The sequence below is a fragment of the Alphaproteobacteria bacterium genome (assembly GCA_040905865.1).
GTDB lineage: Bacteria > Pseudomonadota > Alphaproteobacteria > UBA8366.
In genome coordinates this window covers 174,374-189,433 of the sequence record JBBDQU010000085.1, presented here as the reverse complement: position 1 = coordinate 189,433, position 15,060 = coordinate 174,374, and the positions used below count along the sequence as shown (strand labels likewise).

15 protein-coding genes are annotated in these 15,060 nt (G+C 61.2%); 3 read left to right on the top strand and 12 right to left on the bottom strand.

What is annotated here, in order from left to right; translation table 11 throughout:
• The first annotated feature begins 25 nt into the window (after positions 1–25).
• Positions 26–1,087, top strand: coding sequence for a polysaccharide deacetylase family protein (locus WD767_20930; GenBank protein ID MEX2618557.1), 1,062 nt, complete (start codon positions 26–28; stop codon positions 1,085–1,087).
• Between the two features lie 31 nt (positions 1,088–1,118).
• On the opposite strand, the gene WD767_20925 is transcribed toward WD767_20930, so the two are convergent.
• The 3 genes from WD767_20925 to WD767_20915 all read right to left on the bottom strand — a co-directional run bounded on the left by WD767_20925 (position 1,119) and on the right by WD767_20915 (position 3,645).
• Entirely contained in the window at positions 1,119–2,186 is a 1,068-nt protein-coding gene (locus WD767_20925) for a glucosaminidase domain-containing protein (GenBank protein MEX2618556.1), read from the bottom strand.
• Positions 2,187–2,276: 90 nt separating this feature from the next.
• Entirely contained in the window at positions 2,277–2,837 is a 561-nt protein-coding gene (locus tag WD767_20920; GenBank protein ID MEX2618555.1) for a NifU family protein, read from the bottom strand.
• Between the two features lie 304 nt (positions 2,838–3,141).
• Positions 3,142–3,645 carry a universal stress protein gene (locus WD767_20915; GenBank protein ID MEX2618554.1) on the bottom strand — a complete coding sequence of 168 codons (504 nt, stop codon included), beginning with the start codon at positions 3,643–3,645 and terminating at the stop codon, positions 3,142–3,144.
• 220 nt (positions 3,646–3,865) lie between these two features.
• On the opposite strand from WD767_20915, the gene WD767_20910 reads away from it, so the two are divergent.
• Positions 3,866–4,198, top strand: coding sequence for a metalloregulator ArsR/SmtB family transcription factor (locus WD767_20910; GenBank protein ID MEX2618553.1), 333 nt, complete (start codon positions 3,866–3,868; stop codon positions 4,196–4,198).
• Between the two features lie 10 nt (positions 4,199–4,208).
• Here WD767_20910 and WD767_20905 read toward each other — a convergent pair whose 3' ends face one another.
• The 4 genes from WD767_20905 to WD767_20890 all read right to left on the bottom strand — a co-directional run bounded on the left by WD767_20905 (position 4,209) and on the right by WD767_20890 (position 9,155).
• Complete coding sequence (locus WD767_20905) at positions 4,209–5,381, bottom strand: MFS transporter (GenBank protein ID MEX2618552.1); 1,173 nt, start codon at positions 5,379–5,381, stop codon at positions 4,209–4,211.
• A gap of 141 nt (positions 5,382–5,522) precedes the next feature.
• Positions 5,523–7,094 (bottom strand): DUF87 domain-containing protein, encoded by a 1,572-nt coding sequence (locus WD767_20900; GenBank protein ID MEX2618551.1) that lies wholly within the window; start codon positions 7,092–7,094, stop codon positions 5,523–5,525.
• Between the two features lie 115 nt (positions 7,095–7,209).
• Complete coding sequence (locus tag WD767_20895) at positions 7,210–7,734, bottom strand: UGSC family (seleno)protein (GenBank protein MEX2618550.1); 525 nt, start codon at positions 7,732–7,734, stop codon at positions 7,210–7,212.
• Complete coding sequence (locus WD767_20890) at positions 7,731–9,155, bottom strand: thioredoxin family protein (GenBank protein ID MEX2618549.1); 1,425 nt, start codon at positions 9,153–9,155, stop codon at positions 7,731–7,733. Before WD767_20890 ends, WD767_20895 begins: the two co-directional genes overlap by 4 nt.
• A gap of 237 nt (positions 9,156–9,392) precedes the next feature.
• On the opposite strand from WD767_20890, the gene WD767_20885 reads away from it, so the two are divergent.
• On the top strand, positions 9,393–11,351 hold the full coding sequence (locus WD767_20885) for a PAS domain-containing protein (protein ID MEX2618548.1): 1,959 nt from the start codon (positions 9,393–9,395) through the stop codon (positions 11,349–11,351).
• Between the two features lie 149 nt (positions 11,352–11,500).
• On the opposite strand, the gene acs is transcribed toward WD767_20885, so the two are convergent.
• From acs to WD767_20860, 5 genes are all read right to left on the bottom strand, one after another.
• Positions 11,501–13,441, bottom strand: a complete 1,941-nt coding sequence (acs, locus tag WD767_20880) for an acetate--CoA ligase (protein ID MEX2618547.1) — start codon at positions 13,439–13,441, stop codon at positions 11,501–11,503.
• Between the two features lie 86 nt (positions 13,442–13,527).
• A complete protein-coding gene (locus WD767_20875) occupies positions 13,528–13,878 on the bottom strand; it encodes a Rieske (2Fe-2S) protein (GenBank protein ID MEX2618546.1) in 351 nt (116 codons plus the stop codon).
• A 3-nt stretch (positions 13,879–13,881) separates the two neighbouring features.
• A complete protein-coding gene (locus WD767_20870) occupies positions 13,882–14,295 on the bottom strand; it encodes an EVE domain-containing protein (protein ID MEX2618545.1) in 414 nt (137 codons plus the stop codon).
• Positions 14,296–14,308: 13 nt separating this feature from the next.
• Entirely contained in the window at positions 14,309–14,602 is a 294-nt protein-coding gene (locus WD767_20865; GenBank protein MEX2618544.1) for a YciI family protein, read from the bottom strand.
• A gap of 24 nt (positions 14,603–14,626) precedes the next feature.
• Positions 14,627–14,929 carry a YciI family protein gene (locus WD767_20860; GenBank protein MEX2618543.1) on the bottom strand — a complete coding sequence of 101 codons (303 nt, stop codon included), beginning with the start codon at positions 14,927–14,929 and terminating at the stop codon, positions 14,627–14,629.
• Positions 14,930–15,060 lie beyond the last annotated feature (131 nt).

Here is a 15,060-nt window from a genome sequence, read left to right as displayed (position 1 = left end):
AGTTATGCTACAGTCGCATTATATTATGGGCATGTTTAGCCGCACGCGTAAGACCTGCGCAAGGTTCAGACGCCGTGCGCGACTGCTGTTCCCTGCGATCCTGCTTCTGGTATCGGGCGTATCCGAAGCCGCCGCGCCGGATGGCGCCGTCGTTCTCATGTATCACCGGTTCGGGGAAAGCGACTATCCTGCCAGCAGCGTGACCCTGGCGCAGTTTGACGCGCATCTGGCGCTGCTGACAAGCGGACCGTACAACGTACTGCCCGTTTCGGACATTGTTGCGGCCATGCAGGCCGGCACGCCGCTGCCGGATCGGACCATCGGAATAACGATCGACGATGCATACCTTTCCGTCTTTGAACAGGCCTGGCCGCGCCTGCGCAAGGCCGGCCTGCCATTCACGGTCTTCGTGGCGACGCAGACAGTCGACCGGGGCGACGCACCGTATATGAACTGGGACCAGGTCCGGGAAATGAAGGCGACCGGAGTTACCATCGGCGCCCATACCGACGCCCATCTGCACATGCCGCGAACCGACAAGGCGAGAATCGAACGCGCCCTGAAACGCGCTGCGGCGCGGTTCAGGGCGGAACTGGGCCAGGTACCGGCACTGTTTGCCTATCCCTATGGCGAGGCCAGCAGCGCCGTGCGCGACATTGTCATCAAACAGGGGTTTACCGCGGCCTTCGGCCAGCATTCCGGTGCCAGCTACCGGCTGGGTGACCGTTATTTCCTGCCCCGCTTTCCATTGAACGAACAGTTTGGCGACATGGCGCAGTTTCGCCAGCGGATAGACGCCCTGGCGCTGCCCGCAATTGAAATCACGCCGGCGGATCCGTTTGTGGGCGCAAATCCGCCCGCTTTCGGCTTTACCGTGGATGCGCCGGTCGCGGGGCTGGACAGGCTGGCATGCTACCATCCCGAATTCGACGCCGTCAGCATCGAGCGGCTGGGCCGGAGCCGTTTCGAAGTCCGGTTTCCGGGGCCGTTCCAACCGGGGCGGTCGCGGCTGAACTGTACCGTTCCCGGCCCGGACAACCGCTATCGCTGGTTCGGCTGGCAGTTCTATGTCGGCAAGGGCAGGTAAGAGTTCGATCCGTCCGACGGATTGACGCGGGTCAGGCGTCCGGCCGCAGCGCCACCACATTTTCGCCGAGGCGCGCATTGTCGAGCGTACGCAGCTTGTTGCCGGCAATAATCTGCCGCAGCAGCTTCACGTATTCCGACCCCTTTTCTGAATAACGGGATAGGGTTGTGGCAAGCACGGCGCTGTTGATCGGCGCATTCCTTGCGCGCTGTTCGGCCCGCAGTATCCGGAATTCGACATAGGCGCGATGTGTATTGAGGTTGCGCAGATAGGAATTGACGGATTCCTTCAAATCATTGAAAGACCGGATTTTATGGTCCGCGCCGGCCTTGCGCTCCTTCGGCACGATCCCCTTGTAATTCGCTGTTGTCCACTGGCCGAAAGCCGCGTTGCCTTCCAGCGCGAAGCGCGATGTGCCCCAGCCGCTTTCAATCGCCGACTGCGCGAGGGCCAGGGAAGGCGGTACAATATCCACCCGGCGCAGCAGGAGCTGGATGTCGCCGTTCCTGATCTTGTAGTCCTGGAACATCTGATCCAGCCATGCCGCATCCACCGGGTCGATATTGAGGCCATTGTCGAGCTCGTCGCGCAACCGTTCCAGCCGGTGGCGCTGCTGGCGCACCTCGTTGTTGGCTTCCAGCACATAGGGCAGGATAAACCGCAGGAACAGCGCCTTCCGTTCCGGCGTATGCGTCACTTCCTTCAGGTCATGCGGAAACGATGCATGCTGGATCCGCGGGACTTCGATTTCGCCCTTCCGCACGGCATCAAGATTGTAACCGACGGTGGAAAAGACATCCTTGACGCGCGCCACAGAGGCCTTGAATCCCATGTTCGGTGCATTGGCGAGCACCTGGACGTCATCGGGTTTGTCGAGCGACGACGGTTGGCGTGAATGCACCGTCGGTGGGGCCGCTGACGATCGGGCTGCTTCATCGCGGTCCATCACGCGCCATTCGTCCATCAGGTCATACGTCATCGACATGACGCCGACCGTAGCCGCAAGGGCGATTACCGCAATCGATCCGGCGCCGCGTTCGCGGCGCAAAGGAACAACCCGGCACGCCGTAACTGGCGCGATCCGTTCCAACCTGTTCATCCCCTGTGACCTTCCGGTCGCCCCAGACCGCTACCCGTCAACTTTCTGTGCAGGCTTTTCGCCCTTTGCACGTTATCGTTCGCGTTTGCGTTACATTGCGGGTCGTACTTCGACGACTTCCGGAATGTAATGTCGCAACATGTTCTCGATGCCCATTTTCAGCGTCGCCGTCGAACTTGGGCATCCGGCACAGGCGCCCTGCATCTGCAGGTAGACGATGCCGTCCTCGAAACCGTGAAAAATGATATCCCCGCCATCCATCGCAACGGCCGGCCGTACACGCGTATCGATCAGTTCCTTGATCTGCTTGACGATTTCATTGTCGTCATCCGCTGCCGTGCTGGCACCGGTCGTCGGCGCCGCTTCGGTCATGACCGGCGCGCCGGTCGTGAAATGTTCCATGATCACGCCGAGGATCGCCGGTTTCATGACATACCAGTCATTATCCGGCTCCTGGGTGATGGTGATGAAGTCATTGCCGAAAAACACGGCGGCAACGCCTTCGACCCCGAAAAGGCTTTCCGCCAGCGGCGAACGCCCGGCCGCTTTCTCCTTGCTGGAAAAATCCGCGGTTCCCGACTCGAGCACCGTTCGGCCGGGCAGGAACTTCAGCGTTGCCGGGTTCGGTGTCTGTTCCGTCTGTATGAACAATTGCGAATTCCTCTTTCGTTCCAAATTTCGCGTTGTAGAGTTGATCGAAAAATTGGATGACTTCAAGTTAAAAACAATACCCGGAACCGCCATGACGCCGGTCCGGGCACCGGCATTAAGAATAAAGTATGGCCGATATCAAGGGGTTTCCACTCGCGCAAAAGCGTAAAAAATTTTGATAAAATAATGTATAAATTTCGCTGTTTTGCGGTCAGACGCTGCGGTCCGGCAGCGAAAATTGTATCGGTCGGTCGCCAATCGCCGCCAGGCCGGTGGCCAGGGCCAGCCCATGCAGGACGCGGCTTCAGGTAATCGCGATGATCTGTTCGTCGCCCAGCGAACCGGGAACGATGGTGATCGGCACCCTGATCTGTCCGACGCCCTTGCTGACAATGTGCTCGATGATCGGCCCGGGACCGCTGCGTCCGGTGCCCGCCGCGAGGACAACGATCGAAATGGTCGGTTCCTCGTCCAGCAGCTTGACCAGGGCATCAGGGCGATCGCCTTCCCGGATGAAGAATATCGGCATCTTGCCGGACCATTCGTGGACCTCGGACGACAGTTCCTGCAGCAGTTCCTCCGCGGCCTCGCGCCGTTCCTCGCGCATGATTTCCTCGACCACCATCCAGTGCTGGAAATCGGCCGGTTCCTGAACATACAGCAGCGCGACGCGGCCCCCGGTGTTGCGGGCCCGCCGGCACGCGAAATGCAGCGCGACCTTCATTTCGTCACTGTCGTCGACAACGACGAGAAAGATCCGTTCGTCCGGCCCGTTGCTGGTTTCCGGCGCTACGTCCGATCCGTTCATGTTCCGCTCCTGAGGCCGACCCGATTATCCTGCACCGACGGCGCGGGCCCTGCAATAATCGATTTGGCCCGGCGCGCAAAGGTAAATTTCACACACGAAAGTGTAGTTTTATGTTTTTATAACATAAAAAAAGTGTTGAAATTGCCAGCCCACACTCTAGGATGCGAAATAGCATGATGATGGGCGATCCTGCCCATGAACCCCGAACAACGGCCGCGACATGCTCGATAATGCCCAAAGCGTAGCGTCCTTCCTCAAGGCGATGGCCAATGAGAACCGGCTCCTGATCCTGTATCATCTTGTCGATGGGGAAAAGTCCGTTACGGAGCTCGAACTGCTGCTGGGTATCCGGCAGCCGACGCTTTCCCAGCAGCTGGCCCGCCTGCGCGCGGACGGACTGGTTGCCACGCGGCGCGCGGCGAAACTGATCTATTATTCGCTTGCCAGTGACGATGCCTACCGGGTTATCCGGCTACTGGACAGCCGCTTCGGAAGCGCGCCCGGCGGCGACCTGCCGAAACTGGCGCACCGCGAACTTGTTGTCGCCGAATAGCGGCAATTCGTCAGGTCGCAACGACAGGCTTTTCCCGGATCGTGGCGGCGATTCCGCAAGCCATGACGATGGCGGCGCCCAGCGCATAGAAGACGTATTCGATTCCCCAGGCATCGGCAATCAGCCCGCCGGTGAGGGGAACGGTCATGGCGAAGGCCGATTGCGTACCGAACTGCATGCTGACCATCGATCCGCCCAGCTGCGGCGGCGTCATGTCCAGCGCCCAGCTCTGGATGACCGGGCGTACCGAAAAGATGAAGCAGCCGGCCAGGGCCACGGCCACGATCAGCAGCCAGAGCGATTCGATTGATGGCAGGGCGAAGATAACCGCGCAGGAACCGACGAAGCCGATCATCAGGATGGGTTTTCGGCCGATCCGGTCGGACAGGGCGCCGGCAAGCGGTGTCGTTACCGCGCCGCCAACCTGCAGCACCATGATGATGACGCCAAGCCAGAACGGATCATCCATGAACGCCGCGACAAAATACAGCGGCAGGAATGTCCGCAGGCCGGCCTGGCTGGTGCCGCGGAAACCGGACATGATGAGGACCTTCCAGACCTGGGCATCGCTGACAAGCTGACGCATGCCGGAAAGATACATCTTCGTGCCGCCGGCTGACGATTTCTTCCGGGCGGGGGTCTGTTCCGGCGAAACGAAGAGAAAAAACAGCAGGACGGCGGCGACCAGCGGGACGGCGGCCCCTGCCATCGTCGCGCCGTTCCAGCCGAAAATCGCAATGAACAGGCCCGCCGCCACCGGGGCGGCAGCGTCGCCGATGCTGGCGCCGACGGTGTGGAACGAAAGCGCCAGTCCGCGCCGCGCCGCATAACTTTCGGACAGGTAGGATATCGCCGCAGGATGCCACAGCGTATTCATCATCGCGACGACAGATACGAACCCGGCAACCATCCAGTAGCTTGTCGACCAGCCGACCCCCATCAGGCCGACCGCGGCCAGGGCGGTGGCAACGATCTGGCAGGCCCGGCGCCGGCCCGTGATGTCGACGATTATCCCGCTGGGAATATTGGCGATGAAGGCGCTGCCGTGAACGATCGATGCCAGCAGGCCCGTTTCGGTATAGCTGAGGCCGAGCTCTTCCTTGATGAAGGGCAGCACCACGTAAAATATCGCCAGCGCCCAGTGCAGGGATCCATGCGATCCTGCCAGAATGAAAAGCGGCATCCGGGACGGAGCGTCCGTCAGCCGGCCTTGCTCAATTGCAGTCAATTTTTTTCTTTTCCTTGAAACAGCGGCTGCGCCCCGGTCACCGAAGTAACCTTTTTTTCCAGACCCCTGTCAATGTCGCCGCCCGGTCGCGGCCGTTCAGGTCGCCTGATGGCGCCAGCGCTGGACCGTGTCGGCAATGAAATGCGCCTTGTCGTCCGGTTCGCGCCAGCTTTCGGAGAAGGAGGCGACGCCGCTGCGCGGCTGGTGCTCCGGCTCCAGGTCGTCGAAGCGGATCCGCATGGGGATCGTCACCCCTTCGCCGACGACGACAGCTTCCTGCATCCGCAGCGCCGGCAGCGCGTTCATCAGCCCGAGCCCGCTTTCAGGCACCGCGTGGCGGACGAATTCCTGGTCAGGCCCGTTGCTCATCCGCAGCACGAATAGCGTGTTGCACTGCGACAGGATGTCCAGCGACAGTTCCGACGGGCGCTGCGTGACAAGGCACAGGGACACGCCGTATTTGCGGCCTTCCTTGGCGATCCGGCTCATGACCTTCTTGGTCGGCCCGAACCCGCTGTCATCCGCTGCGACATAGCGGTGCGCCTCCTCGCAGACCAGCAGAACCGGCACGGCCTTCCCGCCGGTATTCCAAAGCGCAAAATCGAAGACGGTCCGGCACAGCATCGACACCACCACGTCGATGATTTCCGACGGCACCCCGGACAGATCCAGGATGGTCATCGGCCTGCCGTTCACGGGAATGCGCAGGATCCGGGACAGGATATCGGTCATGTTGTCCCGCACGTCGAGCCCGGAGAACATGAAGGAAAACCGCGTATCGTCCTTCAGCGCCTGGATACGCGCCTGCAGCCGCAGATAGGGGATCGCGATATCCGGCCGGTCGAGTTTCGACATCTGGTCTTCAATACAGCGGTTCAGCGTCCCGAGATGATAGGGTACGGGCGTATCGACGGTGATATGCTCGATGGCGCCGTGTTTCAGCCCGTAGGCGCGCTTGGCTTCCAGCATTGCCGATTTCAGGATGGCGATCTCGCTGTCCCGGTAGGTGCCTTCCCGGCTGACCAGGACGGCGACGCTCTCCTCGAAATTCAGCAGCCAGTAAGGCAGCCGCAGCGACGCCAGGTTGATCTGTTCCGCGATGTCGCCGAAGCAGTGGGCGTATTCGTTGTGCGGATCCAGAAAGATGACATGGCCGAAGGGATGGTCGGTCAGGATCGTGCGCAGGATCAGCGCCGCGGCGCAGGATTTTCCCGATCCGGTCGTTCCCAGGATCGCGAAGTGATGGCCCAGCAGCTTGTCCGTCATGGCGTAGGCCGGCAGGTTACGGTCCTGGTGGATCGTGCCGACGCGAATGGTCTCGACCCCGGGGCGTGCATAGACCCTGCCCAGATCGTCGCCGTTCGCCAGGGTGATCGACGCCTCCAGCGACGGATACACGGAAACGCCGCGTTCAAACCGGCTGCCGTTGACGGTTTCGCCCAGCAGTTCGACATCGAAAAGCCGGCGAACGGTCTGGCCGCCGTCGCCGACGACCAGTTGTGTGCGCAAATTGTCGATCAATCCGAAGACTTCGGCGTCGGCGGCTGGAATCTTGACCAGCGCGCCGAACTGCACGACGGCGCTGTCCTGATCGGCCGCGATGACGCCCGATATCGTTGCGCCGGAAACCGAAATGACGTGGCCGATCCGAATATCCTGGTCTTCCATAAAAATACTGCTCCGGCGGCGCATGCGCCGCCGGGATGGCGGGCGCGGCCCTTAACAGACCACGCAAACCTTTGAAAACCGTTAAAACAGATCGCCTTTATCGGTGCTTCCGGCGCTACCGCCGGATCAGCGCCAGGATGCTGTCAATCGTTTCATCGGCGATGCGGGACAATTCATCCGGTGTCCGGTTCTGGATCGGATGCGGCACCCATGCCAGCCCGGCGGCGAATCCAAGCGCCTTCATCTGCGCGGCCGCGGCTTCATGAAACGCTTCCGAAGCCACGGCGCAGCCCGGAATACCACGGCGGTCGAGTGTCTGAAGGTCATGCAGACTGCACGACGTACAGGAACCTCAATCCGCCAGTCCTTCGACGACCACATCGCAGCGTTCGACGATTTCCTGGATTACCGATTCCGGCGCCGGTTTCGTATGGGTCGGTTTCTCGAAACGCAGGACGTTCAGCCCCTGTCCGGTCAGCCGCTGCTCGACATAGTTCAGGAATTCGGCGCTGCGTTCCTTGGAAATGCTCAGCAGCCCGATCGTGGCCGCTGAAAGGTCTTCGGGCGGCGCCAGTCTTTCGCGCTGGACCGCGGCGGTTTCCGCCGTCGGGTCGCGCATCAGGTATCCTCTTGGAATCATGTGCCTATCTCCTGTGAAACGATTTGAACGTCCTCATTGCGGCGATGGGCGGTCCAGCCGCCGATGATCGCCGAAAACAAGCCGCCTATGCCGCCGGCCCGCACGACCAGCAACCCCCCCGGATGGAACTTGTCGATTATCTCGTCGGCGCGCGACGCATCGATTCCCTCGCCGACGCCGCCCGCCCCCTCGATCACCTCGTGGCCGGGGCGTTTCAGCGCCTGCCAGATGCCGGCCTCGATTTCCTTCCGGCCCCAGCCGCCATCCCTGAAAACCGCGTAGTGATCCGGCGACAGAACCAGGATCGCATGCGACCACTGCGCCAGTTTCGGGTGGCAGACCGACCACAGCGCCAGCGCCAGCGACCGCGCCAGGCTTTCCGGATCGCGGGATTTCTGATCGGCGACGCCCTGCACGCCGTCGCCGTGAAACAGCGTGACCGTGGACGTGCCGGGCGCATGGCCGCGCGCCACATTCAGCGGCACCCAGTCGGGATCGGTTTCGTCCTCGGCAAAGCAGAAGGTGTATTTGCCGGGATTGCCGAAAACGGAACGGTCGATTTCCTGCGGTCGTCCACCGCCGACATTACGGATGATGAGCTGCAGCGCGCGGCCGATGGTGGCGTTGGCCCGGTTGCCCTGGCCCAGCGCGTTGCCCTGCGAGTTCATGCCGATACGCCGGGTCACCGGACCGTTGACGATGACGACAGGGCCCGAAAACCAGAGGGTCGCCAGCAACCCGTGCATCGAGAATTCCGGCTTCAGCACGGCTTCTACGGCGGCCAGCACGACCGGGAAATATTCCGGCCGGCACCCGGCCATGACCGCGTTGATGGCCGCTTTTTCGACGGTGCAGGGGACCAGGTTCGGCGGGATGTCGCCGATGACTTCATCCGGGTTGCGGGTTGTTCCCGCCAGCATCCGGGCAATCCGCAGATCGGTCGGCGGAATGACCGGCAACCCGTCGGTCCAGCCGCGGTCATAGGCGACCTCCGCCGGGTCGTCCATTTCATCGACCTCTATCGCGCGCGAGGCGAAGTGCATATTGCCGAATTTCAGCGCCAGCCGTTCCGGCATGCCGGGCTCAACGGATTTCGATCCGCAGCCGGGGCGGAAGGGCGGCAGGTCTTTGCCCAGCGTTTCGATGCCGGTCACGCGGACCCAGTCTGCGCGGTCCCAGCCTTCGGTCCGGGCGATTTCGCGCCCGTTTTCCAGGTAGATCAGCGTCGGCACGATATCAATTTTGTGCCGCCACGATTCCTCAAGCGACGTATCGTCTCGCGCGCCGCCCGTTGCTTCCGGGAATGTCGGATCGTCCTGCGAATACAGCGTCACGTCGGCAACCGCCTGGAGTTCGGCCAGAACCGGCGCAACCATCTGGCAGGTTTCGCAATCCCGTTTAACGATAACAAGCATTTCCATTGGCTGCGCCACTCCGTAAACCCGCTACACGATCGACCAGCAGCTTGAACAATTCCCGGCCCCTTGGCAACGCCGCCAAACGTTACGCGGCCGGGCCGCTGCTGCCTCTGCTTCCGGAGCCGCCATCGGCCGCACTCTGCCTTAACCCTGTCCAAAATGGCAAAAACAGCTTATAGTTTCCTTATGTCACAAAAACAGCCTATGGTGTCAGGGCCGGGCGGCCTGGACGATCCGAACATGAATAACTACGCGGGTCCAAATGAGTCTTCATCAGACTACGACGCATTGCGGTCGTTCCTGAACGACAGTCCTGTACCGCTGGTCATCAAGCGAGCCCTGGATGGCGCTATCCTTTATGTCAATCCGGTTTTGCTGGACGTTTTCAGGATTTCGGAAGAAGCGTTACTCAAACGCGGACCCCACAGCCTGTATGTCAGCCTGCAGGCGCGCGACAGCGTGGCGCAAATACTGGAGGCGGAAGGCCGCGTGCGCGAATTCCCGGTCCAGATGCGCCGCGCCGACAACACCGTCTTCAATACGCGGATGTGGGCCGCAAGGACACGCTTCGAAAACGAGGACGCTGTTCAGTACTGGATGACGGACATTACCGAACTCTCGACCGGGGTCCCGTCGGCCGATGAGCGCGAAGTCGCGCGGCGTGAACTGGCGGAAGCGCAATTGCGGACACATGAGAGCATGTTCCAGTCGGTTTTCGCCAATATCCCGATTTCGATGACGATGAAGGGCCGCGACGGCCGGTATGTTCATGTCAACCCGCAATTCGCCAAATGGATCGGACGCGGTATCGACGAAATCGTCGGCCAGACGGCGTCCGCGTTGTTCGATGACGCCACCGCCCGGAACATCGCGGCCGCCGATGCCCTTGTCTTCGAATCCGGCGTTGCGCAGAGCCGTGAATTCGATGTCACCCGGCATGATGGCGAGGTGCGGCATCTGCTGTGGGTAAGGTTTCCAATCCGGGCGTTCGACGGCAGCGTCGATACGGTCGGTGTCGCCATGATCGACCTGACAGTGCAGAGACAGCTGGAAAACGAACTGCATCAGTCACAGAAAATGGAAGCCATCGGTCAGTTGACCGGCGGTGTCGCCCATGATTTCAACAATATGCTGAGCGTCGTTCTGGGCAATCTGGAATTGATCGAGGAACTGCTGGATCCGGACGACAAGCTCCATCCTCTCATCGAAGCGGCAATTCGCGGGGCGGAGCGTGGCGCCAGCCTGAACCAGCAGCTTCTGTCGTTTTCGCGCCGCGCGTTCCTGGCGCCGAAGGCGATCAATATGAACGGGCAGGTTCTGGGACTGGTCGAAATGCTGCAGCGCGTCCTGGGAGAAACGATTGAAATACAGGCCAGGCCAGCGGAGAATCCATGGCTTTGCATTGCCGATCCCGCACAGGTTGAAGCCGCGCTGCTGAATCTGGCCGTAAACGCCCGCGATGCGATGCCGGATGGCGGCAGGCTGATGATCGAAACAGCGAATGTGACACTGGACGACAAATATGCCACCGCGCAGGCGGAAGTCACGCCCGGCCAGTATGTCATGCTGGCGGTATCGGATACGGGTACCGGTATGACGCCTGAAGTCAGGAAACGGGTCTTTGAACCGTTTTTCACGACAAAGGGTGTCAACAGGGGAACCGGGCTTGGGCTCTCCATGGTGTTCGGGTTTGCGAAACAGTCGGGCGGCCACGCGACAATATATAGTGAGATCGGCAGGGGAACGACGGTGAAGCTGTACCTGCCCCGGACGGTCGAGCCGGAAACCGCGCCCTATGAACCGGCGGAAGCGATACCGCGGGCGAAGGGCGAAACGGTTCTCGTGGTCGAAGACGACGCGGCCGTGCGCAGCATTGCAGTGACGCTGCTGGCCAACCTCGGATACGGCGTCCTGGAAGCCTGTGACGGGGGAACGGCCATAGCCGTTTCGGCCGATGCGCCGCGCATCGACCTGCTGCTGACCGATGTCGTCCTGCCAGGCGGCATGAACGGGCCGCGCGTTTCAGCCGCGGTGCGCCGCTTCCATCCCGGTATCCGGACGCTTTATATGTCCGGTTACGCGGAAAGCGCCATTATTCACCATGGCCGTCTGGACGACGGCGTAGTGGTGCTGCAGAAGCCGTTCAGGAAAGCCGAACTCGCGCAGCGGGCGCGCGAAGCGCTGGAACATGAAACCTGACCGGCGGCGCCGGTTATAGCACATCAGGATTGAAGGGAACCGCAACAGGTTCCCTTCAATCCTGTGAAGGTGCTTTTTTTCAATAAGATAGATCAGATTCACATGGTTGTTGGATCGCCAGAGGCGATTCCAATCAGCCATGATCTGATCTAGCGGTTCATCCTGTTTTCGATCAGGTCTTCGACCACCGCGGGTTCGGCCAGGGTCGAGGTGTCGCCCAGATTGCTGAACTCGTCCTCCGCGATCTTGCGCAGGATCCGGCGCATGATCTTGCCGGAACGGGTCTTCGGCAGGCCCGGGGCCCACTGGATCAGGTCCGGTGACGCGATGGGGCCGATTTCCTTGCGGACCCATTGCACCAGTTCCTTGCGCAGTTCCTCGCTCGGTTCGATACCGATATTGAGTGTGACATAGGCGTAGATGCCCTGGCCCTTGAGGTCATGCGGGTAGCCGACGACAGCGGCTTCCGCCACGGCCTTGTGGGCGACCAGGGCCGATTCGACCTCCGCCGTGCCCATGCGATGGCCGGAAACATTGATCACGTCATCGACGCGGCCGGTGATCCAGTAATACCCGTCGGCATCGCGGCGCACGCCGTCGCCGCTGAAATACCTGCCGGGGAAGTCCTTGAAGTACGTATCGGTAAAGCGCTGGTGGTCGCCATACAGGGTCCGCATCTGACCGGGCCAGCTGTCGGCGATGCACAGCACGCCTTCGGCCTTGCCGTCCAGCGCCTTGCCCTCGGCATCGACCACCTGCGGGACGATGCCGAAGAACGGGCGCGTCGCCGAGCCCGGTTTCAGGGCGGTTGCGCCCGGCAGCGGCGTGATCAGGATACCGCCGGTTTCGGTCTGCCACCAGGTATCGACGATCGGGCAGCGTTTCTCGCCGACGACATTGTAGTACCACTCCCAGGCCTCCGGGTTGATCGGTTCGCCGACCGAGCCCAACAGCCGGATCGATTTGCGGCTGGTCTTTTCCACCGGTCCGCTGCCTTCGCGCATCAGCGCGCGGATCGCGGTCGGCGCCGTGTAGTAGATATTGACCTTGTGCTTGTCGCAGACCTGCCAGTGGCGGCTGGCGTCCGGATAGTTCGGCACGCCCTCGAACATGATCGTCGTGGCGCCGTTGGCGAGCGGCCCGTACAGGATATAGCTGTGCCCGGTGACCCAGCCGACATCGGCGGTGCACCAGTAGATATCGCCATCGTGATAGTCGAACACGTACTGATGCGTCATGGACGCGTACACCAGGTATCCGCCGGTTGTGTGCAGCACGCCCTTTGGTTTGCCGGTGGAGCCCGAAGTGTAGAGGATGAACAGCGGGTCTTCCGCGTTCATCGCCTCGGCGGGGCAGTCTGCCGAAGCGTCCTTGACGAGGTCGTGGTACCAGACGTCGCGCCCGTCTTCCCAGCCGGTCTTTTCGCCGGTGCGGCGGACGACGACGCATTTTTTGATCGTCGGACAGGATTTCAGCGCGGCATCCGTATTGGCCTTCAGCGGAATCTTCCGGCCGGCGCGGATCCCTTCGTCGGCGGTAATGATGATATTGGATTCGCAGTCATGAATCCGTCCCGCCAGCGCGTCCGGTGAAAAGCCGCCGAACACCACCGAATGAATGGCGCCGATGCGGGCGCAGGCCAGCATGGCGACCGCCGCCTCGGGGATCATCGGCATGTAGATGGTGATCCGGTCGCCCTTCCGGGCGCCGATGGATTTCAGGCCATTGGCGAATTTGCAGACCTGTTCGTGCAGTTCACGGTAGGTGAGCGTCGAATCCTCCTTCGGATCGTCGCCTTCCCAGATGATGGCGGTCTGATCGCCGCGCGTCGCCAGGTGGCGGTCGAGGCAGTTATGGGACGCGTTCAGCGCGCCGTCCTCGTACCATTTCACATGGACGTCCGGCAGGTTGTAGGAAACGTCCTTGACCTTTGTATAGGGCGTGAACCAGTCGAGCCGCTTGCCCTGTTCGCCCCAGAATCCTTCCGGATCGTCAACGGACTGTTTGTACATGGCCAGGTATTTGTCGTTGTCGACATAGGCTGCCGCCGCGATGTCGGCGGGGACCGGATATATGTGTTGTTCCGACATGGTGAATACGTCCTCCCAGGGCGAATTATCGCGTATCTGCGCCACCATATCGTCTCGTGGCGTGCGCAACCAAGTCGATTCTGGACCTATTGCGGTCCCTGGTCCCGAACCGCGACCACGTTCCCGCCGACCACATCGACCGGAAACGGCATCAGGCGGTCACCGAGGCACGGCCCGGCGACGCAGTGGCCGGTTTCAATGTCGAACATCGCACCGTGCATCGCGCACATGATGTGGCTCCTGTCGCGGTTCATGAAACGATCCGGCGACCCGTCGAGCTGCACCCAGGCATGCGGACAGGAATTGAGGTAGCCAAAGACCCGGCCGCCCTTGCGGATGACCATGATTTCCCGTTCGCCGGCCTTTGTCTGGACGATCAGGCCCCTGCCTTCGCCATCCGGAATATCCTCCAGCCGGCAGATCGGGTCGCCTGTCACGATCTAGAGTTTCGTGCCGGACATTTTCAGGATCGTCTTCCACTCCCTGGGCGTTACCGGGCAGACGGACAGACGGGACTGCCTGACCAGCGCCATGTCCTGCAGTTCCGGCGTCGCCTTGATATCGGCCAGCGTGACCGGCTTTTCGACGGATCTGACCGCCTTGAAGTCGACCATGCCGAAACGGCCCGTCTCGTCGGTGTGATCGGGATAATACAGCTTGCACACCTCGACGATGCCGACGATCCGCTTTTCCTTGACGGAATGGTAAAAGAAGGCGCGGTCGCCGATTTTCATCGCCTTCATGTTGTTGGCGGCCTGGTAGTTTCGCACGCCGTGCCAGGGCTCTACACCCTTCCTGAGGTGATCTTCCCAGGACCAGGCGCCGGGCTCCGATTTGATCAGCCAGTAAGCCATTGGAAATCTCCGATCAGGGTTCGTTGTCCTTGGGCCAGCGATGTTCGTAGACATGGATCGTGTGGCGGGCGTAGAGCCCTTGTTTCGTGAAGGGTTCTTCGGCGATCCAGGCCGCCGCCGCGACGGCGTCGGGAAAGTCGACGATGAAGATCGACCCGATCCGCGTTCTGCCGTCGCTGCTGAAATAGGGACCGGCCGTGATCATGCGGTCCTGCGCCGCGCGCAGGTAATCCCAATGGGCCTGCTCGAATGCCGGGCGGCGCGCCAATGCGTCGGGCGCGTTGATATTGTGGATCATATACCACATCGGACCGATAATCCTTGCGCCGCTTTATGCGCCGTCGGCGTTTTCCGGATGCCAGTGCCCCTTGCGCATGCGGGTTACCACGACGCTTTCGAACAGCCCGCCGCTGTTGAACGGATCGCCCGCGGCGAAGGCTTCCGCCTGTTCGCGCCCGTCGACATTGACGATGAACATGCTGCCGGTGGCGGTTTCCCCGTCATCGGTCTGGGTCGCCCCGGCGACGACGATGATACCGGATTGCGTCTTCAGGTAATCCTGGTGGGCCGGCCGCAGTTTCAGCCGCAGTTCCTTGGAATTGGGCTTGTCGACACAATAGACAGCGTAAAACATGGTTCGGATCTCCCCTGTTGGTTCCCGCGGACTTATAGCACATCAGGTTTAAAGGGAACCGGAACAGGTTCCCTTTAAACCTGTGAAGGCGCTATATCTTCAATAAGACAGATCAGATTCACATGGTTGTT